Source organism: Burkholderia sp. BCC0405 (genome assembly GCF_902833075.1).
Taxonomy (GTDB): domain Bacteria; phylum Pseudomonadota; class Gammaproteobacteria; order Burkholderiales; family Burkholderiaceae; genus Burkholderia.
The window spans coordinates 193,676-218,994 of the sequence record NZ_CADFEO010000010.1 but is presented as its reverse complement, the minus strand read 5'-3'; the positions used below and the strand labels follow the sequence as shown (position 1 = coordinate 218,994).

Sequence of the window (25,319 nt, the reverse complement as noted above, 5' to 3'; positions counted from 1 at the left end):
GCCCACTCGATCAGCCGTACAAAAGCCACGGGCCGCGCAACGCGGCCCGTCATCGGCATGTCATCGCCCGGTCCGACGATGGGGTTGTCGTCACCGGCGGGAGCGGCGTGCCGTCAGGCGCCGATCCACGGCAGTTTCCGGAAGCACCAGCCGTCGACCGTCTTGCGGTGGCCTTCGGCGTCCTTTGCGCCCTCGAAGCCTTCGAGCAGATCGAACGCCTTCGTGAAGCCGGCTTGTGTGGCGGCGACCGCGGCGAGCTTCGAGCGCGCGGCGCTGCGGCACAGGAACAGGATGGGCGTATCGGCCGGGAGGGCCGCTTTCAGTTCGTTGACGAATTCGGCGTTCGGCACGCCGCCCGGGTAGCGCGTCCATTCGAGGTGCAGGTACTGAGCGTCGCCGACGAGCGGGCGGCCGATCCAGTCGAGTTCGGCGCGGGTGCGCACGTCGACGAGGCGCGCCGACGGATCGAGCTGCAGCAGTTCGAAGGCCTCGGCCGGCAGCAGCGCCCCGGCGTAGTTGAGCGCGGCTTGTGCGCGGCGTTCGTCGGCCTTCGCATAAAGCTGGTCGAGCGTACTCATGGCAGGGAGTCTCCTATCGGTCAAACGAACATTCTAGCGCGGCGTCGCGGCAAGGATGGCCGTGTGCGGTACGGTGCGCGTGCCTCACATACGTTCACCAAAAAAGTGCAGAATGGCACGCGTGCACCAGAATGATTCGGCGGGCGCGGCGCGTTGCTGTGATTGCACCATCGCGGTGCTTTCGGTTGGCAAGCGGTGCGAAGCCGAGCCCCGGAATTGCGCAGCACAGCCCCGTCGCGACGAGCGCTGGCGCGATTCGCGCCAATCTTGCGCATAGGTGGCACGGAAGCTGCTTTAAAGGATTCGGTCGAATCGGGGCGCGCTGCGCCAAAGCAAGATCCCGATCAGCTCGATAAACGAGGCGGTTCCCAGTCCGCCGGAATTGTTCAATCAGGAGAAGAGGTTATGAGTAAAACCGTCGCCGACGTCATGCAGCTCGTGAAGGACGAGGACGTCAAGTTTGTCGATTTCCGCTTCACGGATACGCGCGGCAAGGAACAGCACGTGTCGGTGCCGGTTTCGGCGTTTGACGAAGACAAGTTCGAAAGCGGCCATGCATTCGACGGCTCGTCGATCGCGGGCTGGAAGGGCATCGAGGCGTCGGACATGCTGCTCATGCCGGATCCGAACGCCGCATTCGTCGACCCGTTCTACGAAGAGTCGACCCTGGTGCTGACCTGCGACGTGGTCGAGCCGGCCGACGGCAAGGGCTACGAGCGCGATCCGCGTTCGCTCGCGAAGCGCGGCGAAGCGTACCTGAAGAGCACGGGCATCGGCGACACGGCGTACTTCGGTCCGGAGCCGGAATTCTTCATTTTCGACTCGGTCCAGTGGAACACGGACATGTCGGGCTGCTTCGTGAAGATCAACTCGGAAGAAGCGCCGTGGTCGGCAGGCAAGGAATTCGAAGGCGGCAACACGGGCCACCGTCCGGGCACGAAGGGCGGCTACTTCCCGGTCGCGCCGGTCGATACGTTCCAGGACATCCGTTCGGAAATGTGCCTGCTGCTCGAACAGCTCGGCATCCCGGTCGAAGTGCACCACCACGAAGTGGCGGGCCAGGGCCAGAACGAAATCGGCACGAAGTTCTCGACGCTCGTGCAGCGCGCCGACTGGACGCAATGGTCGAAGTACATCATCCATAACGTCGCGCACTCGTACGGCAAGACGGCGACGTTCATGCCGAAGCCGGTCGTTGGCGACAACGGTTCGGGCATGCACGTTCACCAGTCGATCTGGAAGGACGGCCAGAACCTGTTCGCGGGCAACGGCTACGCCGGCCTGTCGGAACTGGCGCTGTTCTACATCGGCGGCATCATCAAGCACGCCCGTGCGCTGAACGCGATCACGAACCCGACGACGAACTCGTACAAGCGTCTGGTCCCGCACTTCGAGGCACCGGTCAAGCTGGCCTACTCGGCACGCAACCGTTCGGCATCGATCCGCATTCCGCACGTGTCGAACCCGAAGGGCCGCCGTATCGAAACGCGCTTCCCGGATCCGATGGCGAACCCGTACCTGTGCTTCACGGCGCTGATGATGGCCGGCCTCGACGGGATCCAGAACAAGATCCATCCGGGCGAAGCAGCGGACAAGAACCTGTACGACCTGCCGCCGGAAGAAGATGCAAAGATCCCGACCGTGTGCGCGGGCCTCGACCAGGCGCTCGAAGCACTCGACAAGGATCGCGAGTTCCTGACGCGCGGCGGCGTGTTCACGGACGGCATGCTGGACGCGTACCTTGCGCTGAAGGAGCAGGAGCTGGCGAAGTTCCGCATGACGACGCACCCGATCGAGTTCGAGATGTACTACTCGCTCTAATCGGCGATGGATGGCGCTTCGATTCAGCGCCGTCATGCCGGTTCGTTCCCGTCGCGCGGCCTGCGGCGGGAACGGCGGAGTCTGAAAGGGGCGGCGTCCAGCCGTCCCTTTTTTGTTCCGGTGATTTTCCTTTTCTGGCCCGTAGAGGCGCGACAAGCACGCAGATGGTTCTGAAGAATCTGATCAAGGCGAAAACGGGGCAGCCCGAGCGACTGACGGACGACGAGCGGCTCGCACGCTCGGGCCTGCTGGCGGGGCTGGAAGCGCTGCCGACGGTCGTGATCGTGCTCGACCGCAAGACGCTGCGGATCGCGTTCGCGAACCCGTCTGCCGAGGCGATGCTCGACATTTCGCGCCGGCAGCTCGCGCAGCGGCCGTGGGGCGAGATTTTTCCGAATGCGAACGAGCTTGCGTCGACGATCACCGCGATCGGCGAGGAACGCTTTCACGCGACGCATCTCGATACCGTGCTCGACCGGCCCGGCCGCGAACCGCTGCATGTGCATGCGATCGTCGGCTTCCTCGAGACCGCGCCCGATTTCGTGCTCGTCGAGTTGTTCGAGAACGAGCGGCAGTCGCGCACCGATCGCGAGGAGCGCATCCACGACCTGACCGCGGTCAACAAGCAACTGATCCGCAACCTCGCGCACGAGATCAAGAACCCGCTCGGCGGCATCCGCGGCGCAGCCCAGCTGCTCGAATTCGAGCTCGGCGAGCGCGAGCGCGGCGAGTTGCGCGAATACACGCAGGTGATCATCAAGGAGTCGGATCGCCTGCAGACGCTCGTCGACCGGTTGCTGGAGCCGCACCGGCATCCGCACATCGTCGGCGACGTGAACATCCATGAAGTATGCGAACGCGTGCGCGCGGTGATGCTCGCGGAATTTCCGCGCGGGCTCACGATCGAGCGCGACTACGACGTGAGCGTGCCGGACCTGCGTGGCGACAAGGAGCAACTGATCCAGGCGCTGCTGAACATCGTGCGCAACGCCGCGCAGGCGCTGCGCGAACGGATTGCGCAGGGCGACGCGAAGATCGAGCTGCGCACGCGCATCGCGCGCAAGGTGACGATCGCGAAGCGCCTGTACCGGCTGGCACTGGACTTGCACGTGATCGACAACGGGCCCGGCATTCCGGAAGAAATCCGCGACCGGATCTTCTACCCGCTCGTATCCGGGCGCGACGACGGCAGCGGTCTCGGCCTGACGCTCGCGCAGACGTTCGTGCAGCAGCACGACGGGATGATCGAGGTCGAAAGCCGGCCCGGACGTACCGAATTTCAGATCCTGCTGCCGCTCGACCATTGAGCGGCAGCATGGCGCGATTCACCAGATTCACCAATATCTGACCGACCTATGAAGCCGATCTGGATAGTAGACGACGACCAATCGATCCGCTGGGTGCTCGAAAAGGCGCTCGCCCGCGACAGCTTCGCGACGAAGAGCTTCGCGAACGTGCGTGATGCGCTGGCCGCGCTCGACCACGAGACACCGCAGGTGCTCGTATCCGACATCCGGATGCCGGGCGGCTCGGGCCTCGAGTTGCTGCAGGCGATGCACGAGCGCCTGCCGGGCCTGCCCGTCATCATCATGACGGCGTTCTCCGATCTCGACAGCGCTGTTGCGGCGTTCCAGGGCGGCGCGTTCGAATATCTCGCGAAGCCGTTCGACGTCGACAAGGCGGTCGAGCTGATCCGCCGCGCGGTCGAGGAAAGCCTGCGCGGCGGCGCGCCGCTGGACGAGCGCGTGGCCGAGGCGCCCGAAATGCTCGGCCAGGCGCCCGCGATGCAGGACATGTTCCGCGCGATCGGCCGCCTGTCGCACTCGGCCGCGACCGTGCTGATCACCGGCGAATCGGGCACCGGCAAGGAACTCGTCGCGCGTGCGCTGCACCGTCACAGCCCGCGTGCGAACGGGCCGTTCATCGCGCTGAACACCGCGGCGATTCCGAAGGACCTGCTCGAATCCGAACTGTTCGGCCATGAGCGCGGCGCATTCACCGGCGCGCAGACGACGCGGCAGGGTCGCTTCGAGCAGGCCGAGAACGGCACGCTGTTCCTCGATGAAATCGGCGACATGCCGTTCGACCTGCAGACGCGCCTGTTGCGCGTGCTGTCGGACGGGCAGTTCTATCGGGTCGGCGGGCACAACCCGTTGCGCGCGAACGTGCGCGTGATCGCCGCGACGCACCAGAATCTCGAATCGCGCGTGCGGCAGGGGCTGTTCCGCGAGGACCTTTACCACCGGCTCAACGTGATCCGGCTGCGCTTGCCGCCGCTGCGCGAACGCAGCGAGGACATCGCGCTGCTCACGCGCCACTTCCTGCAGAAGAGCGCGCGCGATCTCGGCGTCGAGCCGAAGCGCGTGTCCGACGAAGCGCTGGCTTACCTCACGTCGCTGGCGTTTCCCGGCAACGTGCGCCAGCTCGAGAATCTCGCGAACTGGCTGACGGTGATGGCGCCCGCGCAAACGGTCGAGATCAAGGACCTGCCGCCCGACCTCGTGCCGGCCGGTGCGCCGGTGTCCGCGACGGGCGACGGTGCGGATGCGCACGCCGGTGGTGGCGATACGGCGTTCTCGCCGCCGGCGATCGGTGCGGCACCGGCGGTGTCGGCGCCTGTCGCGTCGGCGCCGAACGGCAGCGCGCCGGCCGGCTATCCGTTGTGGGAGCATGGCCTGCGCACCGAGGTTGCCCGACTGTTGCGCGAGAACTCGGCCGACGTGATGGACGAACTCGCACGCCGCTTCGAGGCGGCCGTGATTCGCGAGGCGCTCGACTTCACGCGTGGCCGCAAGGTCGAAGCCGCGGAACGGCTCGGCATCGGCCGCAACACGATCACGCGCAAGATCCAGGAACTCCATCTGGAGCCCTGAGCACGATTCGCGGCATGCGCGGGTATCGCGCATGCCGCGATCGGACATAATCGCGGTTTGCACGCAGCTTGCCATTCCGCCCATCCGCAATGTCCGATTCTTTCCGCTGGCCCGCCGGGGCCGACCCGTTCCGTTTCCTCGAAGTCCTCGACAGCAAGCGCGCCCGCACGTGGGTCGACGAGCAGAATGCGCGCACGCGCGCCGCGCTGCGTGACGACGCCGCCCATCGCGCGCTGACGGCGCGCCTCGCCAAAGCGTACCTGCCGCGCGAGCGCCCGGTGATTCCGACCCGCTGGCGCGACTGGGCCTACGACCTGTGGCAGGACGATCTCCATCCGAAAGGGCTGTGGCGCCGCACGCGCTGGGACGACTGGCGCGCGGGAAAACCGGCGTGGGAAACGCTGCTCGACGTCGACGCGCTCGGTGTGGAGGAGGGCGAGTCGTGGGTGTTCGAGCAGGACTCGATCCTGTATCCGGACGGCGATCGCGCACTGCTGTCGCTGTCGCCGGGCGGAGCCGACGCGGTCGTCGTGCGCGAATTCGATCTCGTCGAACGGCGTTTCGTCGACGGCGGCTTCACGATCGACGAGCCGGGGCATCACACGGTCGGCTGGATCGACCGCGATACCGTCTACGTAAGCTGGGATCGCGGCGAAGCGCATGCGACCGCGGCCGGTTATCCGTATGAAGCGCGGCGTTGGGTGCGCGGCACGGCGCTCGCGGATGCGCCCGTCGTCTTCCGTGGCGAACCCGACGACATCAGCGCGGGTGCGGGCTACGATCCGATCGACAACCGCCACGTCGCGTGGCGCAGCGTCGATTTCTTCGACGCGCATGCGTACCGGCTGACCGATACGGGCGAGTGGGCGCGCTACGACGTACCGGCCCATGTCGAGGTCGGGTTCTGGGAAGGCTGGCTCGTGCTGGAGCCGCGTCTCGACTGGGATTGCGACGGCGTGCGCCATGCGGGCGGTTCGCTGCTCGCGATCCGCGAGCAGGCGTTCCTGGCCGGGTCGCGCGAATTCACGACGCTGTTCGCACCACAATCTTCGACGTCCGCGTGCACGTGGACGAACACGCGCACGACGCTGATCGCGAGCTGGCTCGACGACGTGCACAACCGCACGATGCTGTGGCAGCCGAGCCAGGCCGACGACGGCACGTGGACGTGGGATGCCCGGCCGTTCGAGTGGCCGGGGCCGGGCGATGCGCAGATCGACGTCGAGCCGGTCGAAGCGACGCTGAACGACGAGATTTACGTGGACGTCGACACCTGTCTCGATCCGCCCGAATGCTGGCTGGCCGATCTTGCCGATCGCGCGGACGATGCGCCGTCGCGCCGCGTGCTGCTCGATCGGCCGCCGGTGCAGTTCGACGCGGCCGGGCTCGTCGTGCGTCGCGCGAGCGCGCGTTCGCGAGATGGCACGATGGTGCCGTACACGCTGATCGGGCCGCGCGATGCACTCGACGTGGCCGACGGCGCTGCCCGCGTTGCGCGGCCGTGCCTGCTGTCGGGCTATGGCGGTTTTGCGATTCCTAACCTGCCGGGCTACAGCGATGCGTTCGGTATCGGATGGCTCGAGCGCGGCGGCGTGATGGCGTTCGCGCATATCCGCGGCGGCGGCGAGTTCGGGCCGCGCTGGCACGTCGATGCGCAGCGCGAACATCGCCAGCGTTCGTTCGACGATTTCATCGCGGTGGCCGAGGATCTGGCCGCGACCGGCGTGACGACCGCCGCGCAGCTCGGCATCGAGGGGGGCAGCAATGGCGGATTGCTGGTCGCCGCGTGCATGGTGCAGCGGCCGGAGCTGTTCGGCGCGGTGCTCTGCCGCGTGCCGCTGCTCGACATGCGGCGTTATCCGAAGCTGCACGCGGGCGCCGCATGGCTCGACGAATATGGCGACCCGGACGATCCGCACGAAGGCGCGGCGCTGGCCGCGTACTCGCCGTATCACCGCGTGCGCGACGGCGTCGCGTATCCGCCGTTACTGCTGACGACGTCGACGCGCGACGACCGCGTGCATCCCGCGCATGCGCGCAAGATGGCCGCGCGCATGCATGCGCTCGGTCATGAACGGGTGTGGTACTGGGAGAACACCGACGGCGGCCACGGCAGCGCCGACGATCTGGAACGCGCGGAAGCCGATGCGGCGGAATTCGGGTTCCTGTGGGCTCATCTCGGGCCGGCGCCCGCACGGCGCTGAACGCGCGCGGGCTGCCCGAGCGATCAGCCGACGACCGCGACGACGGGCGTGTGGTCGGACGGCTGTTCCCACGTGCGCGGCGTGCGATCGACTTCGCACGACGTGCAGGTTTCCGCGAGCGCCGGCGACAGCAGCACGTGGTCGATGCGCAGCCCCGCGTTGCGACGGAACGCCATCATCCGGTAGTCCCACCACGTGAAGGTCTTCTCCGGCTGTTCGAAGCGGCGGAACGCATCGACGAAGCCGAGCTCGATCAGTTGCGCGAAGTGTGCGCGCTCCTGCGGCGACACGAGGTTCTGGCCTTCCCATTTCGCGGGGTCGTGCACGTCGCGGTCTTCCGGCGCGATGTTGTAGTCGCCGAGCAGCGCGAGCTTCGGGTAGCGCTGCAACTCGGTGCGCAGCCATGCCTGCAGTGCGTCGAGCCATTGCATCTTGTAGACGAACTTGTCGGAGTCGGGCGCCTGGCCGTTCGGGAAATACGCGGACACGATGCGCACGCCGTCGATCGTCGCGGCAATCACGCGCTGTTGCGGATCGTCGAAGCCGGGGATGTTGCGCACCACGTCCGATTCGTCGAACGGCAGCGTGTCGCGCGCGAGGATCGCGACGCCGTTGTAGGTTTTCTGGCCCGTGAACCAGCTGCGGTAGCCGGCCGCCTCGAGGTCGGCGCGCGGGAATTTCTCGTCCGGCAGCTTCAGTTCCTGCAGGCACAGCACGTCGGTTCCGCTTTGCGCGAGCCAGTCGAGCACATGCTGCTTGCGGACGTTGAGCGAGTTGACGTTCCAGGTGGCGATTTTCATGAACGGGAGTGTGCGTGCGGGGTAAATGCGAAGGCCGCCATCTTACCGCGAGCACGCGGCGCGAACGCGCGCATCGTGCGGGGCGGGGGAGGCGCCGCGCGCGGCGGTTTCGATGGGCCGAGAAGAAATTGTGACAAAAGTATTGACGTGAGTACTCCCTCACCCTATAATTTATTTCTCTGACGCGGGGTGGAGCAGTCTGGCAGCTCGTCGGGCTCATAACCCGAAGGTCGTAGGTTCAAATCCTACCCCCGCAACCAAGCACACCAGACGATGTGCAGCGCAAATGACCGATGCGCGCTTCGTCGACAAGAACCCGGCCTCGTGCCGGGTTTTTTGTTTTCTGCCCGGCTGTGATCAGCGTGCCGCCCACTCGACCGCCGCCTTCGCATGCAGCGCGGTCGTATCGAACACCGGCAGCGGCGAGTCGTTCGCGCCGATCAGCAGCGTGATTTCCGTGCAGCCGAGGATCACGGCCTGCGCGCCGCGTTGCGCCAGCGCGTCGATGATCGTCACGTACGTCGCGCGCGATTCCGGCGAGATGATGCCGTGGCACAGCTCGTCGTAGATGATCCGGTGCACGTCGTCGCGCCCGCGTTCGTCCGGCACGAGCACGTCCAGCCCAAATTTGCCGCGCAGCCGTTCAGCGTAGAACGGCAGCTCCATCGTGTAGCGCGTGCCGAGCAACGCGACGCGCTGAACGCCGGCATCGCGCAGCGCGTCGCCGGTCGGATCGGCGATATGCAGGAACGGCAGCGTCACCGCGGCTTCGATCGCATCACATACGCGATGCATCGTATTGGTGGTCAGCACGACGAGATCGGCGCCGGCCGCTTCGAGCTGCCGCGCGGCGCCGGCCATCCGCTCGCCGAGCGCGGCCCAGTCGTGCGTGCGCTGCAGCGCCTCGATTTCCGCGAAATCGACCGTGACCAGCACGCTCTTCGCGTTGTGGTGCCCGCCGTGCAGCATCTTCGAATGCCGATTGATCATCCGGTAGTATTCGGCCGACGATTCCCAGCTCATCCCGCCGATCAGTCCGATCGTCTTCATCCGTCACCTTTGCGTTTCATCTATTGCGGCAGACGAGTATAGGCGCCGCTGTCCGCGCCCGGCCGGTACGATCCGCGCAAAGCGGGCCAGTACGGTGACGCCGGGCGAGGCCGCACGAGACAGTTGAAACCGGCACTGTGTTTTTGTACAGTATCGGCACCGTGAACCCGACCATCATTCCGCCTGCCGATCCGCACGTGCCGCCGCCGGGCGACGCGCTGCCGCGCATGCGCAAGATCATTCACTGCGACTGCGACTGCTTCTACGCGTCGGTCGAGATGCGCGACGACCCGACGCTGCGCAACCGGCCGCTCGCGGTCGGCGGCCGGCCCGACCAGCGTGGCGTGATCGCGACCTGCAACTACGAGGCGCGGCGCTACGGCGTGCATTCGGCGATGTCGTCGGCGCTGGCGATGCGCAAGTGCCCGGACCTGCTGATCCTGCCGTCCGCGATGGACAAGTATCGCGCGGCGTCGCGGCAGATCATGGCGATCTATCGCGACTACACGCCCGAGGTCGAGCCGCTGTCGCTCGACGAGGCGTATCTCGACGTCAGCGGGTCGGAGCGGTGCCAGGGCAGCGCGACGCTGATTGCACGGGAGATCCGCCAGCGCGTGTTCGACACGGTCGGCGTGACCGTGTCGGCCGGGGTCGCGCCGAACAAGTTCATCGCGAAGATCGCGTCCGACTGGAACAAGCCCGACGGGCTGTTCGTCGTGCGGCCGCACGAGATCGATGCGTTCGTCGCGGCGCTGCCGGTGCGCAAGCTGCACGGCGTCGGCAAGGTGACGGCCACGCGGCTCGACCGGCTCGGCATCCAGACCTGCGCGCAGTTGCGCGACTGGCCGCTGATCGACCTGCACCGCGAATTCGGCGCGTTTGGGCGGCGGTTGTACGAACTGTCGCGCGGGATCGACGAGCGGCGAGTGCAGGCCGACCAGGAGCGCAAGTCGGTCAGCGTCGAGACGACCTACGTGACCGACCTGACGACGCTTGAGCAGTGCGCGGCGGAAATCCGCCGCCTCGTCGTGCAACTCGACGCGCGGATCGAACGGGCGGGCGCCGCGCGGTCGATCCGCAAGCTTTACGTGAAGATACGCTTCGCCGATTTCCAGCGCACGACGGTCGAGTGCGTGGCCGATGCGACGAATGCGGACACGGCCGTCACGCTGCTCGCGAAGGGGCTGCAACGGCGTGCGCAGGCGGTGCGCTTGCTCGGCGTCGGCGTGCGCATCGACGAGGATACGGCCGAGCGCCACGGGCAATTCTCGCTGTTCGACGACGAATCGCCCGCGCCATGAAAAAAGGCACCGCCGAAGCGGTGCCTTTGCTTGCCTGCAGCCGAACAGGCCGGGCGGCGCTCAGTGCGCGGGCGCAGCCATCCCGTTGTGGCGCAGCAGCGCATCGATCTGCGGCTCGCGGCCGCGGAACGCCTTGAACGAATCCATCGCCGGGCGGCTGCCGCCGACCTCGAGGATTTCGCGGCGATAGCGCGTGCCGGTCGCCGCGTCGAGCACGCTGCCGCTCGCGGCGGCCGCTTCCTCGAACGCTGCGTACGCATCGGCTGACAGCACCTCGGCCCACTTGTAGCTGTAGTAGCCGGCCGCGTAGCCGCCCGCGAAGATGTGGCTGAACGTGTTCGGCCAGCGCGAGAACGGGGCTTGCGGGATCACGTGATAGCGTTCGTTGATCTCGCGCGCGAATGCGGTCACGTCGGTGGCGCCCGCGGGGTCGAAGTCGACGTGCAGCAGCATGTCGAACATCGAGAATACGATCTGGCGCAGCGTGCCGAGCCCGCTCTGGAAGTTCTTCGCCGCGATCATCTTGTCGAACAGCTCGCGCGGCAGCGCGGCGCCTGTGTCGACGTGCGACGACATCGACGACAGCACGTCCCATTCCCAGCAGAAGTTTTCCATGAACTGCGACGGCAGCTCGACGGCATCCCATTCGACACCGTTGATGCCCGACACGCCGAGTTCGTCGACACGCGTGAGCATGTGGTGCAGCCCGTGGCCGAATTCATGGAACAGCGTGATGACTTCGTCGTGCGTGAAGCAGGCGGGCTTGCCGCCGACCGGCGCCGAGAAGTTGCAGGTGAGATAGGCGACCGGCGTCTGCACGCTGCTGCCGCGCTTCGCGCGCGAACGCGCATCGTCCATCCATGCGCCGCCGCGCTTGCCTTCGCGTGCGTACAGGTCGAGATAGAACTGCGCGACGAGCGAGCCGTCGCGGTTCTCGACGCGGAAGAAACGCACGTCCTTGTGCCACACCGGCGCGTCGTCCGGCTTGATCCGCACGCCGAACAGCGTCTCGGTGACGGTGAACAGGCCCTTCAGCGCGGCCGGCTCGGGGAAATACTGCTTGACCTCGTTTTCCGAGAACGCGTAGCGCTGCTGGCGCAGTTTCTCGGCCGCGAATGCGACGTCCCACGGCGCGAGTTCGGCGAGGCCGAGTTCCTTCGCGGCGAACGTGCGCAGCTCGTCCCAGTCCTTGTCCGCGTGCGGGCGCGCGCGCGTCGCGAGATCCTCGAGGAACGCGATCACCTGCTGCGGCGATTCGGCCATCTTCGGCGCGAGCGACACTTCGGCGAAGTTGCGGTAGCCGAGCATCAGCGCCTCTTCGCGGCGCAGCTTCAGCGCATCGGCGACGATCGCCGTGTTGTCCCATTCGGCCTTGCCGTCGCCGTACTGCGGCCCGAGTTCCGACGCGCGCGTCGCATAGGCGCGGTAGAGCGTCTCGCGCAGTGCGCGGTTGTCGGCGTATTGCAGTACCGGGAAGTACGACGGGAAGTGCAGCGTGAATTTCCAGCCTTCCTTGGCATCCTTTTGCGCGGCTTCGCGGGCGGCCTCGATCGCGTCGCCGGGCAGGCCGGCCAGGTCGGCTTCGTCCTGCACGAAATACGCGTACGCGTTGGTTGCGTCGAGCACGTGATCGGAGAATGCCTTCGACAGTGCGGCCTGCTGTTCCTGCAGTTCGGCGAAGCGCGGTTTCTGGTCCTCGGGCAGCTCGGCGCCCGACAGGCGGAAATCGCGCAGCGCGTTGTCGAGGATCTTCTTGCGTTCGGTGGACAGCGTCGCGTATTCGGCGCTCGCGGCGATCGCCTTGTACTTCTCGTACAGCGCGAGGTTCTGGCCGACGCTCGACCAGAATTCGGTCACGCGCGGCAGGTTCTCGCCGTAGGCGGCCCGCAGTTCGGGTGTATCGGCGACCGCGTTCAGGTGGCCGACGATGCCCCACGCGCGACCGAGCGGCTCCGTTGCGCGCTCGACCGTCTCGACGACTTCCGCCCAGGTTGCCGGCGTCGCGGCCGCGCTTGCCGTCTCGACCGCGCGGTTGGCGGCATCGAGCAGCGTGTCGAGCGCGGGCGTCACGTGTTCCGGGCGGATCTCGCCGAAGCGGGGCAGCCCCGAGAAATCGAGAAGCGGGTTGGTGTTGGCGCTGGCGGACATAAGACTCCCTGTCTGTTGCCGGATGAACCGGAGTGAAAAGGGTAAGGCGCGCAAGGCAACGCGGCGCCCGGTATCGACATTATTGGGGCGCATCGCGCGCTTTCCAATCGTTAGTTTCTAACGATGCGATTGACGCGGGGTCGAATGCCGGGCGGAGGCGTCTGAGGGCGCGGCCGACGCGGTGCGGTGCGGCCGGCGAGGCACCGGCGCGCGGAATCGCGCGCCGGCTGAACGGGCAGGCGCTCAGGCGGCCGCGTCGGCGGCGCGCTCGGCGGCTTCGATCGTGTTGATCAGCAGCATCGTGATGGTCATCGGGCCGACACCGCCCGGCACCGGCGTGATGTGGCCGGCCACTTCCTTCACGCCCACGAAATCGACGTCGCCGCACAGCTTGCCGGCGTCGTCGCGGTTCATGCCGACGTCGATCACCGTCGCGCCGGGCTTCACCATGTCGGCGGTCAGGATGTTGCGCTTGCCGACCGCGGCGACCACGACGTCGGCCTGCCGCGTGTGCGCGGCGAGGTCGCGCGTCTTGCTGTGGCAGATCGTCACGGTCGCGCCGGCGTCGAGCAGCATCATCGCCATCGGCTTGCCGACGATGTTCGAGCGGCCGATCACGACCGCGTTCGCGCCCTGCAGCGCAATGTCGTGTGCCTCGAACATCTTCATCACGCCGTACGGCGTGCACGGGCGGAACAGCGGCTTGCCGGTCATCAGCGCGCCGGCGTTCGCGACGTGAAAGCCGTCGACGTCCTTCTCCGGCGCGATCGCCTCGAGCACCTTGTGGCTGTCGATGTGCTTGGGCAGCGGCAGCTGGACGAGGATGCCGTGGATCTTCGGATCGCGGTTCAGCGCGTCGATGCGCGCGAGCAGGTCGGCCTCCGACAGCGTGTCCGGGTACGCATCCTTCAGCGAGAAGAAGCCGTTGTCCTCGCACGCCTTGATCTTGTTGCGCACGTAGACTTCGCTCGCCGGGTTAGCGCCGACGAGGATCACCGCGAGACCGGGCTGGTGGCCGCGTGCGGTCAGGGCGGCGGCGCGTTCGGCGGCCTGTGCGCGCAGGGTCTTCGAAAGGGCGTTGCCGTCGATGAGGAGGGCTGTCATGGTGGTGGTCCTGCCGGGAAGTTGGAATGCGGTCGTGCGGCGCCCGAAGCGTCGCAGCAAAGCACGCGATTATACCGTTCGCCTGCTGCCGTCCGACAGCAAATCAACAGGAAGCGTCATGACCGCGGCGCTCGCGCGCCGGGAGGAAAGGCCGCCGCCGCGCGAGTGGGCCGCATCGCGCGGGGCGGCCAGGCCGGGCGGGCAGTGCCGCCGCGGCCCGCGAACGCTCAGGCCTGTTTCTTCGACAGCGCGAGGCGCAGCAGGTCGGCCACCGTGTTGACGTTGAGCTTTTCCATGATGTTCGCGCGGTGCGCTTCGACCGTCTTGATGCTGATGCCGAGATCGTCGGCGATCTGCTTGTTCAGGCGGCCCGCGATGATCCGTTCGAGCACCTGCTGCTCGCGCGCGGTCAGCTTCGACAGGCGTTCGCTCGCGGCGCGCTGTTCCTGGACGCTCTTGCTTTCGCTTCGGGCCTTGTCGAGCATCCGCTCGACGAGCTTGCGCAGCTCGGCTTCGTCGAACGGTTTCTCGATAAAGTCCATCGCACCCTTTTTCATCGTCGAGACGGCCATCGGCACGTCGCCGTGACCCGTGACGAAGATGATCGGCAGCGCGGCATTGTCGGCGATCAGGCGCTCCTGCAGTTCGAGGCCGCTCATGCCCGACATCCGGACGTCGAGGATCAGGCACGCGATCTGGCCGGCCTGCTGGGCTGGCTGGTAGGCATCGAGGAATTGCTCGGCGCTCGAGAAGCATTGAACGCGATAGCCGTTCGCCTCCAGCAGCCAGCGCAGCGAGTCCCGTACGGCCTCGTCGTCGTCAACGACAAAGACGGTTTCCTGAGTGGTGGTGACAGGGCTATTCATAGTTCTCCCGTAACGGTATGTGATGCCGATGCCTCGCGCCCCCCTTGGCCGAGATCAGCGGGTTCCCCAATGGGCAAGCTGCAGTGGAACGTTGCGCCGGATATGCGGCCATCCGGCTCGACGTTGTTGACCACCCACAGACGCCCCCGATGCGATTCGATGATCGAACGGCAGATATTCAGCCCCATGCCCATGCCATCGGACTTGGTGCTGTAAAACGGTTCAAACAGGCGCTCGGCGGTCGCTTCGTCGACGCCCGGGCCCTGGTCGATCACGCGGATGTCGACGAAGCCCGCCTCGATGTCGGCGACGACGCGGATCACGCCGTCCGCCGACGCCGGCTTCACGTCGGCCATTGCTTCGGCCGCGTTCTTCATCAGGTTCACGAGCACCTGCTCGATCAGCACGGGGTCGACATAAATAATAGGCATTCTTGCGAGGATTTCCGTGACGATCCGGATCCTGCGCTTCCTCGCCTCGATTTCGGCGAGCCCCACCGCGTCGGCGACGATGTCGGCGACCCGCGCCGGCTGGCGCTTCGGCTCGCTGCGCTTCACGAATTCGCGGATCCGCTTGACGATCATCCCCGCGCGCAACGCCTGCTGCGCGGTCTTTTCCAGCGCGGGCTGCAGCGTCTCCGGCGTGCCGCGGCCGCTCTTCACGAGCGCGAGCGTGCCCGAGCAGTAGTTGTTGATCGCGGCGAGCGGCTGGTTCAATTCGTGAGCAATCGACGACGCCATTTCACCCATCGTCATCAATCGGCTCGTGAACTGCAGCTTCTCTTCCTGCTGGTGCGCGAGTTCCTGCGCCTTCTTGCGGGTCGTGATGTCGGTCGCGATCTGCATCTGCGCGAGGTGGCCGTCCACCCACTGGATGTACTGGCGGCGCACCTCGAACCACTTCTGGATGCTTTCGACGTACACCTCCTGCGCATCGGCGGTGCTGCTCGTCAGCGCGGCGGCCGGCAGGCCCGCGAACGCGTCGACCATGTCGATCGAGTCGGACGATGCCTGCGCGCGGTCGAAGCCGCCGCCCGACAGCTCGAGATGGCCGTCCGGGCGGATGCCGAACAGGTGGCGGTAGTAGCGGTTCGCAAACAGCAGCTCGGCCTCGTCGGCAGCCAGCACCGACACCGCGGCGTCGAGGCTTTCGAGCACCGTCGTGAAGCGCTCGTGCGCGGCCGCGAGTTCCTCGCGCGCACGCTTCGGCTCGGTGATGTCGGTCATCGACGACATCCAGCCGGTCTGGCGGCCCGAGCTGTCGATCAGCGGCGACACGTACAGGCGCGCATGGAACAGCGTGCCGTTCTTGCGCCGCACGCGCAGCTCGAAGCCCGAGCTCGGCGCCTTGCCGCGCAGCGTCATGTCGAGCTGGCGCTGCATTTCCGGGTACGCGTCACGCGGCCAGTACGGGAACGGCGCGACCTTGCCGACGAGGTCCGTTTCGTCCCAGCCCGTCATCCGGCAGAACGCGGGGTTCACGTGCGTGATGCGGCCGTGCATGTCGAGCACGCGCATGCCGATCAGCACCGAATTTTCCATCGCGCGGCGGAAGAACGCTTCCGCGTACAGCGCCTGCTGCGCCTCGAAGCGCTGGCGCGTGTGCTTCCACAGGCTCCAGAGGCTCCACAGTACGAAGCACGACAGGCCAGCGACGAGCCACACGAGCGTGTTGTTGGTCAGGTTCGTGAGCTGCGGGAATGCGTACACGCGCACGGTCAGCCCCTGGCCGGGCGGATCCAGCGGCAGGTCGTAGTGCGAGTCGCGCGGCAGGCGCGGGCGCGTCGACGTGGACGACAGTTCGCGATTGTTCGCGTCGGTGATCGAGATCTTGTACTTCGACGACAGCTCCTGCGGGATATCGTGCTTCAGGATGCCTTCGACCGAGAACACCGCGGCGATCGAGCCGAGGTACTCGCGATCGCCGCGCATCACGGGTGTCTGCAGCGTGATGAAGCCGTTGCCGAAGTCGTCGTAGAGCAGCGGCGAATAGGCTTGGCGGCGCGTGCTGCGCGCCTCGTCGTAGGCGCCGCGCACGGCGTCCTGCATCTGCGCATCGCCGGGCTTCGCGAGCCGCTGGCCGAGCAGCGGCGGATGCACGGTCGGCCAGCGCTGCACGCCGGGCGTCGTGTACCAGTTCAGGTAGAGGATTTCCGGATGCGTTTGCATCACGTCCGCGACGGCCATCTGGAACGCGTTCTGATCGAGGCGGCCGGCTGCGAGATCGCGCGACAGTGCCTGGAGCTGTTCCTGCGCACCCGTCATCGACAGGCGAATCTGCTGCTGCGCCCACGCGACGTTACGGAAGAGGGTGTCTTCCTGCTGTTGCTGCTCGCGACGATTGAGGCTCCACAGGATGAGGCTCATCACCACCAGGAACACGAGGATCGACAGCAGTGGCGTCAGCAAATAGGAATTGGACCACCACGGTCCGTGGTGCCAACGGGACGGCTGCGACTCCGCCGGCGGGCCCGACGGTCGCGCCGAGCGTGCGAAAAGCCGATCGGTCAACATGGCAGGATTGTAGCGCAGCGCAATACATGGAAAACCTGTACCGGATATGTTGAACGGAAACGGATTTGTTCAGCGGAGACGCGCCGGAGAGCCCCGGAATATGGGTGCAGCGCAGCAATATTCCGCATTGCGAGAAAAGATCTCACAATTCGAAAATTTTGTTGCGCACGCCCGCGCACGCTCATTACAATCCGTCGGAGCTTGCCCGCAGCCGGTCGCGTCGCGTCGTCTGCACGAGAGCGATCCTCACATTCCAGGACCCAGGAGACGAGAATGTCCGCTGTACCGAACGAAGTGATGAAATATGTCGCCGCCGAACGTGACGACGACCCGCAAGAAACCGTCGAGTGGCTGGAGTCGCTCGATGGCGTGATCTCCTCCGTGGGCACCGGCCGCGCGCACTACCTGATCGAAAAGCAGATCGAGTTCGCACGCATGCATGGCGAGCACCTGCCGTTTTCCGCGAATACCCCGTACATCAACACGATTCCGGTCGAAGCCCAGGCGAAGATTCCGGGCGACCAGGATATCGAGCACCGCATCCGTTCGTACACGCGCTGGAATGCGCTGGCGATGGTGCTGCGCGCAGGCAAGGATACGAACGTCGGCGGCCACATCGCATCGTTCGCGTCGGCCGCGACGCTTTATGACGTCGGCTACAACCACTTCTGGCATGCAGCGTCCGACCAGCACGGCGGCGATCTCGTGTTCGTGCAGGGCCACTCGTCGCCGGGCGTGTACTCGCGCGCGTTCCTGCTCGGCCGCCTGAAGGAAGAGCAGCTCGACAACTTCCGCCAGGAAGTCGACGGCAACGGCATTTCGTCGTACCCGCACCCGTGGCTGATGCCGGACTTCTGGCAGTTCCCGACCGTGTCGATGGGCCTCGGCCCGATCATGGCGATCTACCAGGCGCGCTTCATGAAGTACCTGCAGGCGCGCGGCATCGCGAAGACGGAAGGCCGCAAGGTGTGGGCGTTCCTCGGCGACGGCGAGACGGACGAACCGGAATCGCTCGGCGCGATCGGGATGGCGAGCCGCGAGAAGCTCGACAACCTCGTGTTCGTGATCAACTGCAACCTGCAGCGTCTCGACGGCCCGGTGCGCGGCAACGGCAAGATCATCCAGGAACTGGAATCGGAATTCCGCGGTGCCGGCTGGAACGTGATCAAGGTCATCTGGGGCAGCCGCTGGGATGCGCTGTTCGCGCGCGACAAGACGGGCGCGCTGATGCGCCGCATGATGGAAGTGGTCGACGGCGAATACCAGACGTACAAGTCGGAATCGGGCGCGTTCGTGCGCGAGCACTTCTTCAACACGCCTGAACTGAAGGCACTCGTCGCCGACTGGTCGGACGACGACATCTGGGCGCTGAACCGCGGCGGCCACGATCCGCACAAGATCTACGCGGCTTTCCACGAAGCCACGAACACGAAGGGCGCGCCGACCGTCATCCTCGCGAAGACCATCAAGGGCTACGGGATGGGCGAGTCGGGCCAGGCGATGAACATCACGCACCAGCAGAAGAAGCTGCCGGTCGAGCAACTGAAGAAGTTCCGTGACCAGTTCCGCCTGCCGATCACCGACGAGCAGATCGCCGACGTGCCGTACCTGAAGTTCGAGGAAGGCTCGAAGGAGCTCGAATACATGCGCCAGAAGCGCATGGACCTCGGCGGCTACCTGCCGCATCGCCGCGAGAAGGCGACGTCGCTGCCGGTGCCGGCACTCGACGTATTCGAGCCGCTGCTGAAGGGCACGGGCGAAGGCCGCGAGATCTCGACGACGATGGCGTTCGTGCGGATCCTGAACATCCTGCTGAAGGACAAGGCGCTGGGCAAGCGCGTCGTGCCGATCGTCCCGGACGAATCGCGTACGTTCGGCATGGAAGGCCTGTTCCGCCAGATCGGTATCTGGAACCAGGAAGGCCAGAAGTACGTGCCGGAAGATTCCGACCAGCTGATGTTCTACAAGGAATCGGAAACCGGCCAGATCCTGCAGGAAGGCATCAACGAAGCGGGCGGCATGTGCGACTGGATCGCTGCGGCGACGTCGTACTCGACGCACGGCGAGATCATGGTGCCGTTCTACATCTTCTATTCGATGTTCGGCTTCCAGCGGATCGGCGACCTGGCATGGGCCGCGGGCGACATGCGTTCGCGCGGCTTCCTGCTCGGCGGTACCGCGGGCCGCACGACGCTGAACGGCGAAGGCCTGCAGCACGAAGACGGCCACTCGCTCCTGTGGGCGGCATCGGTGCCGAACTGCGTGAGCTACGACCCGACGTTCGGCTACGAACTCGCGGTGATCGTCCAGGACGGCCTGCGCCGCATGGTGCAGGACCAGGAAGACGTGTACTACTACATCACGGTGATGAACGAGAACTACGAGCACCCGGCGATTCCGCAGGGCGAGCACGTGGCGGCCGACATCATCAAGGGCATGTACGCGTTCAAGAAGGCCGACGCCGACAAGAAGGCGCCGCGCGTCCAGCTGCTCGGCGCGGGCACGATCTTCAACGAAGTGATTGCCGCCGCCGACCTGCTGAAGAACGACTGGGGCGTCGCCGCCGACCTGTGGAGCGTGCCGAGCTTCACCGAGCTGGCGCGTGAAGGCCACCAGGTCGAACGCTGGAACCTGCTCCATCCGACCGAGGAGCGTCGTCTGTCGCACGTGCAGAAGTGCCTGAAGGACACGCAGGGCCCGGTCATTGCATCGACCGACTACGTCCGCGCACTGGTCGACCAGATCCGCGGCCAGATCGATCGCCGCTTCGTCGTGCTGGGCACGGACGGCTTCGGCCGCTCGGATACCCGCGAGAAGCTGCGTCACTTCTTCGAAGTCGACCGTCACTGGGTCACCGTCGCCGCGCTCAACGCGCTGGCCGACGAGGGCACGATCGAGCGCAAGGTGGTTGCGGAAGCGATCGCCAAGTACAACCTCGATCCGTCGAAGCCCAACCCGATGACCGTTTAACGCACACGCCGTGTGATGCCGTGCGCCGCCTTAGCGAGGGGCGCGCGCGGCCATGGAGACAGAAACAGATGAGTCAAGCGATCGAAGTGAAGGTGCCGGATATCGGCGATTACAAGGATGTGCCGGTGATCGAGATCGGCGTGAAGGTCGGCGATACCGTCGAGCCGGAGCAGTCGCTCGTCACGCTCGAATCGGACAAGGCGACGATGGACGTGCCGAGCCCGGTGGGCGGCGTCGTGAAGGAAATCAAGGTCAAGGTGGGCGATTCCGTGTCGGAAGGCTCGCTGATCATCCTGCTCGAAGGCGCCGCAGCGGCCCAGGCGAACGGCGCGGCCGCGCCCGCACCGGCTCCGGCGGCAGCGCCGGCACCGGCGGCCGCTGCACCGGCGGCCGCACCGGCTGCAGCCGGCGGCACGCTCGAAGTGAAGGTCCCTGACATCGGCGACTACAAGGATGTGCCGGTGATCGAGATCGGCGTGAAGGTCGGCGACACGGTCGAGAAGGAGCAGTCGCTCGTCACGCTCGAGTCGGACAAGGCGACGATGGACGTGCCGAGCCCGGCCGCGGGCGTCGTGAAGGACATCAAGGTCAAGGTGGGCGATTCGGTGTCGGAAGGCACGCTGATCGTGCTGCTCGAAGCCGCAGGCGCGGCTGCCGCGCCGCAGGCGAGCGCACCGGCTCCGGCCGCTGCCGCACCGGCGCCGGCACCCGTCGCTGCCCCCGCGAAGGCCGCACCGGCACCGGCTGCTGCTGCGCCGGCCCCGGCCGCCGCGTCGGGCGAATACCGCGCCAGCCACGCATCGCCGTCGGTGCGCAAATTCGCGCGCGAACTCGGCGTCGAGGTTGCACGTGTGCAGGGTTCGGGTCCGAAGGGCCGCATTACGAAGGAAGACGTCACGGGCTTCGTGAAGGGCGTGATGACGGGCCAGCGCGCAGCGCCGGCCGCGGCAGCCGCGCCGGCAGGCGGCGGCGAGCTGAACCTGCTGCCGTGGCCGAAGGTCGACTTCTCGAAGTTCGGCCCGTTCGAGGCGAAGCCGCTGTCGCGCATCAAGAAGATCTCGGGCGCGAACCTGCATCGCAACTGGGTGATGATCCCGCACGTCACGAACAACGACGAAGCGGACATCACCGAGCTCGAAGCACTGCGCGTGCAACTGAACAAGGAGCACGAGAAGGCGGGCGTGAAGTTCACGATGCTCGCGTTCGTGATCAAGGCGGTGGTCGCCGCGCTGAAGAAATTCCCGACCTTCAACGCGAGCCTCGACGGCGACAACCTGGTGTTCAAGCAGTACTACCACATCGGTTTTGCCGCGGACACGCCGAACGGTCTCGTCGTGCCGGTGATCCGCGATGCGGACAAGAAGGGTCTCGTCGATATCGCGAAGGAAATGGCCGAGCTGTCGAAGGCCGCACGCGACGGCAAGCTGAAGCCGGACCAGATGCAGGGCGGCTGCTTCTCGATCTCGTCGCTCGGCGGGATCGGCGGCACGAACTTCACGCCGATCATCAACGCGCCGGAAGTGGCGATTCTCGGGTTGTCGCGCGGCCAGATGAAGCCGGTGTGGGACGGCAAGCAGTTCGTGCCGCGTCTGACGCTGCCGCTGTCGCTGTCGTATGACCATCGCGTGATCGATGGCGCGGAAGCCGCGCGGTTCAATGCGTATCTCGGCGCGTTGCTCGCGGATTTCCGTCGCATCATTCTTTGATGAGCGGGGAGTGGCTCGCGGGGGCGTGGGTTTGTTGTCTGTTATCCACGCTTCGTCGTTGAACTGGCTTTCTTGACGGTCTGCTAGCGTCGCCCCTGCGCGGGGCGGCGGTCACTTTTCTTTGTCTTCCAAAGAAAAGTAACCAAAAGAAAGGCGCGTCCTTGAGCGGACAGCAAAGGTGGTTCTGCTCCGGTTCGCGTTCTTTTGTCAGGCCGTAACAGGGTCATCGCGGGTTTCTCCCCCTCTGTCTGCAGCTAATCAAGAAGGGGACAGTAATGAGTCTCATCGAAGTCAAGGTTCCGGATATCGGCGATTTCAGTGGCGTCGATGTCATCGAAGTCAACGTGAAGCCGGGCGACGTGATCGAAAAAGAGCAGACGCTCATCACGCTCGAATCGGACAAAGCCTCCATGGAAGTGCCCAGCGACGTCGCCGGCACCGTCAAGGAAGTCAAGGTCAAAGCCGGCGAGAAAGTCTCGCAAGGCACCGTCATCGCCATCGTCGAAGCAACGGCCGGCGCCGCCGCGCCCGCGAAAGCACCCGAAGCAGCCAAGCCCGCAGCCGCTGCGCCGGCACCGGCTGCAGCCGCTCCGGCGCCCGCGCCGCAAGCCGGCAGCTACGCAGGTGCCGCCGACATCGAATGCGACATGCTCGTGCTCGGCGCCGGCCCCGGTGGCTACTCGGCCGCGTTCCGCGCAGCCGATCTCGGCATGAAGACGGTGCTCGTCGAACGCTACTCGACGCTCGGCGGCGTGTGCCTGAACGTCGGCTGCATCCCGTCGAAAGCGCTGCTGCATACGTCGCTCGTCGTCGAAGAAGCCGCGGCGCTCGCGTCGCACGGCATCACGTTCGGCAAGCCGGAAGTCGATCTCGACAAGCTGCGGGACTTCAAGGGCGGCGTCGTCAAGAAGCTGACGACGGGCCTCGCCGGCATGGCGAAGGCACGCAAGGTCGAAGTGGTCACGGGCGTCGGCGCATTCGTCGATCCGTATCACATGGAAGTGCAGGGCGAAAACGGCAAGAAGGTCGTGAAGTTCAAGCAGGCGATCATCGCTGCGGGCTCGCAGGCCGTGAAGCTGCCGTTCATGCCGGAAGACCCGCGCGTCGTCGATTCGACCGGCGCACTCGAACTGCGCCAGTTGCCGAAACGCATGCTTGTGATCGGCGGCGGCATCATCGGCCTCGAAATGGCAACGGTGTACTCGACGCTCGGCGCCGAGATCGACGTCGTTGAAATGATGGACGGCCTGATGATGGGCGCGGACCGCGATCTCGTGAAGGTCTGGGAAAAGTACAACGCGAAGCGCTTCGGCAATGTGATGCTGAAGACCAAGACGGTCGGCGCGGAAGCGAAGGAAGACGGCATCTACGTGAAGTTCGAGGGCGAGAAGGCGCCGGAGCAAGCGCAGCGCTACGACCTCGTGCTCGTCGCGGTGGGCCGCAGCCCGAACGGCAAGAAGATCGGCGCCGACAAGGCTGGCGTCGCGGTCACGGATCGCGGCTTCATCGAGGTCGACAAGCAGATGCGCACGAACGTCCCGCACATCTTCGCGATCGGCGATATCGTCGGCCAGCCGATGCTCGCGCACAAGGCCGTGCATGAAGGCCACGTCGCAGCGGAAGCCGCACACGGCGAGAAGGCGTACTTCGACGCACTGCAGATCCCGTCGGTGGCGTACACCGATCCGGAAGTGGCCTGGGCCGGCAAGACGGAAGACCAGTGCAAGGCCGAAGGCATCAAGTACGGCAAGGCCGTGTTCCCGTGGGCCGCATCGGGCCGCGCGATCGCGAACGGCCGTGACGAAGGCTTCACGAAGCTGATCTTCGACGAGGAAACTCATCGCGTGATCGGCGGCGCGATCGTCGGCCTGAACGCGGGCGACCTGATCAGCGAAGTGTGCCTCGCCGTCGAGATGGGCGCGGACGCGGAAGACATCGGCAAGACGATTCATCCGCACCCGACGCTCGGCGAATCGGTCGGCATGGCCGCCGAGCTGTACGAAGGCGTCTGTACGGACCTGCCGCCGCAACGCAAGAAGTAACGCGGCCGGCTCGGCCGGCAATCTGCCGGCCATGAAAAAACGCCGCCGCCCGGGCAATCCGGGCGGCGGCGTTTTCTATTGCATGCGGCTGGTGCTCAACGACCGTTCGAGAACGGTCGGCAACGTGCCGGTTCCAGCGTGTTCCGGCACCACCAACGAAAAAGCCGCGCTGGGCGCGGCTCTTTCAGGAGCAGCGGACGCTTACGCGGCCGGCTTGCTGGTACGACGAGCCGCAGCGGCGGTAGCAGCCTTCGTTGCGACGGCAGCAGCAGCGTTGAAGTTCGTTTCGGCGATTTCGACGGCTTGCTTCGTTGCCTTCTGAACCGTTTCGTACGTGGTGTTCGCAGCGTTCAGAGCCGACTTCAGTGCAGCGACAGCCGTTTCCGAACCCGCCGGGGCGTTCTTCGCGACGTTGTCGACGAGCGCCTGGACCTTCTTGTTCTGCTCCTCGAATTGCGCTTCGGCAACCTTCGCGAACTCGGCTTGCGTCGACGATGCGATTTCATACAGGTGACGGCCGTAGGACAGCACCTTTTCCGCGACCGGCTGCGACAGGCTGGCTTGCAGCGCGATCAGTTCCTGCGCGTCCTTCACCGACAGCAGGCGCTGTGCGTTTTCCTGGCCTTCGGCCAGCGTCGACTTCACGACCTGCAGGTTGAGTTCGATCAGCTTTTCGACGCCTTCGAATGCCTTGGTCGTCAGACCGAACAGGCTTTCGAGGTTGGCTTTCTGGGCGGCGGCGATTTGCTCGGGGGTCAGCAAGGACATGTCAAGCTCCTGAAAAGCGATCGCGTCGATCGCAGGATAAAGGGCACTACGCTGGGGAACCTCGGATGCGCGTGCTTTGTGCAACGCAGCAATGAGGCTTATTTTAGGGCAGAGAAAACCATTGTCAAGTATTTTTTGTGCGTTGCACAATTGCGACAAATTATCGATAAAACAACAAGTTATCGTGCCCGCTCGGAATCGGTTTCATGCGTGATCCCAGATGGTGCGCACGGCGGCGGGGCAAGCGCGGTGCACCATGATCATGCACAGGTAAACCTGACAGGCCTGTGGAACGTTATCCTTCTGTTCCTGTCGAAAACGCGCCGTTTCGATGCGCGTACCGTGGCGACGTGCCGCCGCCGCGGCCGAGACCGGCGCGCCTGGCACCCCGAGCGCCGGATACGTAGTTTCCCCGCTTTAAATTGCCTCCGAAGTGACGTTATCTCAATTAACCGTGTGTAATCGGGAGACGGGTATTGTCGGGCAGCGCAACCCATGAATTTTTTCGATGGGAGCGGGAGGGTTCATTGGTCAGAGGTTGACCGACCCTTACATTCCGGTTTAACGACGATCGG

The 25,319-nt window shown here is 65.7% G+C and carries 16 protein-coding genes and 1 tRNA gene; 9 read left to right on the top strand and 8 right to left on the bottom strand.

Features of this window, described 5'->3' with window-relative positions:
* Positions 1–113: 113 nt before the first annotated feature.
* Positions 114–578 (bottom strand): rhodanese-like domain-containing protein, encoded by a 465-nt coding sequence (locus tag HWX36_RS18810; RefSeq protein ID WP_175953560.1) that lies wholly within the window; start codon positions 576–578, stop codon positions 114–116.
* Between the two features lie 405 nt (positions 579–983).
* On the opposite strand from HWX36_RS18810, the gene glnA reads away from it, so the two are divergent.
* From glnA to HWX36_RS18790, 4 genes are all read left to right on the top strand, one after another.
* A complete protein-coding gene (gene glnA, locus HWX36_RS18805; RefSeq protein ID WP_175953558.1) occupies positions 984–2,399 on the top strand; it encodes a type I glutamate--ammonia ligase in 1,416 nt (471 codons plus the stop codon).
* 164 nt (positions 2,400–2,563) lie between these two features.
* On the top strand, positions 2,564–3,706 hold the full coding sequence (glnL, locus tag HWX36_RS18800) for a nitrogen regulation protein NR(II) (protein WP_039364809.1): 1,143 nt from the start codon (positions 2,564–2,566) through the stop codon (positions 3,704–3,706).
* 48 nt (positions 3,707–3,754) lie between these two features.
* The gene (ntrC, locus tag HWX36_RS18795; protein WP_175953556.1) at positions 3,755–5,272 is read left to right on the top strand and encodes a nitrogen regulation protein NR(I); all 1,518 of its coding nucleotides are present in this window, start codon (positions 3,755–3,757) and stop codon (positions 5,270–5,272) included.
* Positions 5,273–5,361: 89 nt separating this feature from the next.
* Positions 5,362–7,476: a prolyl oligopeptidase family serine peptidase gene (locus tag HWX36_RS18790; RefSeq protein ID WP_175953554.1), complete on the top strand. Its 2,115-nt coding sequence runs from the start codon at positions 5,362–5,364 to the stop codon at positions 7,474–7,476.
* 23 nt (positions 7,477–7,499) lie between these two features.
* Here HWX36_RS18790 and xth read toward each other — a convergent pair whose 3' ends face one another.
* Positions 7,500–8,276 (bottom strand): exodeoxyribonuclease III, encoded by a 777-nt coding sequence (gene xth / locus HWX36_RS18785; RefSeq protein ID WP_175953552.1) that lies wholly within the window; start codon positions 8,274–8,276, stop codon positions 7,500–7,502.
* 183 nt (positions 8,277–8,459) lie between these two features.
* On the opposite strand from xth, the gene HWX36_RS18780 reads away from it, so the two are divergent.
* Positions 8,460–8,536: transfer RNA gene (locus HWX36_RS18780), tRNA-Met, on the top strand.
* A gap of 97 nt (positions 8,537–8,633) precedes the next feature.
* On the opposite strand, the gene HWX36_RS18775 is transcribed toward HWX36_RS18780, so the two are convergent.
* Positions 8,634–9,326 (bottom strand): aspartate/glutamate racemase family protein, encoded by a 693-nt coding sequence (locus tag HWX36_RS18775; RefSeq protein ID WP_175953550.1) that lies wholly within the window; start codon positions 9,324–9,326, stop codon positions 8,634–8,636.
* 137 nt (positions 9,327–9,463) lie between these two features.
* Between HWX36_RS18775 and dinB the strand changes: the two genes are divergently transcribed.
* Positions 9,464–10,627 (top strand): DNA polymerase IV, encoded by a 1,164-nt coding sequence (gene dinB / locus HWX36_RS18770; RefSeq protein WP_175953548.1) that lies wholly within the window; start codon positions 9,464–9,466, stop codon positions 10,625–10,627.
* A 60-nt stretch (positions 10,628–10,687) separates the two neighbouring features.
* Here dinB and HWX36_RS18765 read toward each other — a convergent pair whose 3' ends face one another.
* The 4 genes from HWX36_RS18765 to fixL all read right to left on the bottom strand — a co-directional run bounded on the left by HWX36_RS18765 (position 10,688) and on the right by fixL (position 17,258).
* Positions 10,688–12,775 (bottom strand): M3 family metallopeptidase, encoded by a 2,088-nt coding sequence (locus tag HWX36_RS18765; RefSeq protein ID WP_175953546.1) that lies wholly within the window; start codon positions 12,773–12,775, stop codon positions 10,688–10,690.
* A 243-nt stretch (positions 12,776–13,018) separates the two neighbouring features.
* On the bottom strand, positions 13,019–13,879 hold the full coding sequence (folD, locus tag HWX36_RS18760; RefSeq protein ID WP_175953544.1) for a bifunctional methylenetetrahydrofolate dehydrogenase/methenyltetrahydrofolate cyclohydrolase FolD: 861 nt from the start codon (positions 13,877–13,879) through the stop codon (positions 13,019–13,021).
* Positions 13,880–14,106: 227 nt separating this feature from the next.
* Positions 14,107–14,745, bottom strand: coding sequence for an oxygen response regulator transcription factor FixJ (gene fixJ / locus HWX36_RS18755; protein WP_006493245.1), 639 nt, complete (start codon positions 14,743–14,745; stop codon positions 14,107–14,109).
* A complete protein-coding gene (fixL, locus tag HWX36_RS18750; protein WP_175953542.1) occupies positions 14,742–17,258 on the bottom strand; it encodes an oxygen sensor histidine kinase FixL in 2,517 nt (838 codons plus the stop codon). Before fixL ends, fixJ begins: the two co-directional genes overlap by 4 nt.
* A 273-nt stretch (positions 17,259–17,531) precedes the next feature.
* Here fixL and aceE point away from each other — a divergent pair, with 273 nt between their 5' ends.
* From aceE to lpdA, 3 genes are all read left to right on the top strand, one after another.
* The gene (aceE, locus tag HWX36_RS18745; RefSeq protein ID WP_175953540.1) at positions 17,532–20,228 is read left to right on the top strand and encodes a pyruvate dehydrogenase (acetyl-transferring), homodimeric type; all 2,697 of its coding nucleotides are present in this window, start codon (positions 17,532–17,534) and stop codon (positions 20,226–20,228) included.
* A 68-nt stretch (positions 20,229–20,296) separates the two neighbouring features.
* Positions 20,297–21,934, top strand: a complete 1,638-nt coding sequence (aceF, locus tag HWX36_RS18740; RefSeq protein WP_175953539.1) for a dihydrolipoyllysine-residue acetyltransferase — start codon at positions 20,297–20,299, stop codon at positions 21,932–21,934.
* Between the two features lie 275 nt (positions 21,935–22,209).
* Positions 22,210–23,976 carry a dihydrolipoyl dehydrogenase gene (gene lpdA / locus HWX36_RS18735; RefSeq protein ID WP_175953537.1) on the top strand — a complete coding sequence of 589 codons (1,767 nt, stop codon included), beginning with the start codon at positions 22,210–22,212 and terminating at the stop codon, positions 23,974–23,976.
* Positions 23,977–24,177: 201 nt separating this feature from the next.
* Here the strand turns inward: lpdA and HWX36_RS18730 are convergent, their stop codons facing one another.
* Entirely contained in the window at positions 24,178–24,744 is a 567-nt protein-coding gene (locus tag HWX36_RS18730; RefSeq protein WP_039364780.1) for a phasin family protein, read from the bottom strand.
* Between the last annotated feature and the right edge of the window lie 575 nt (positions 24,745–25,319).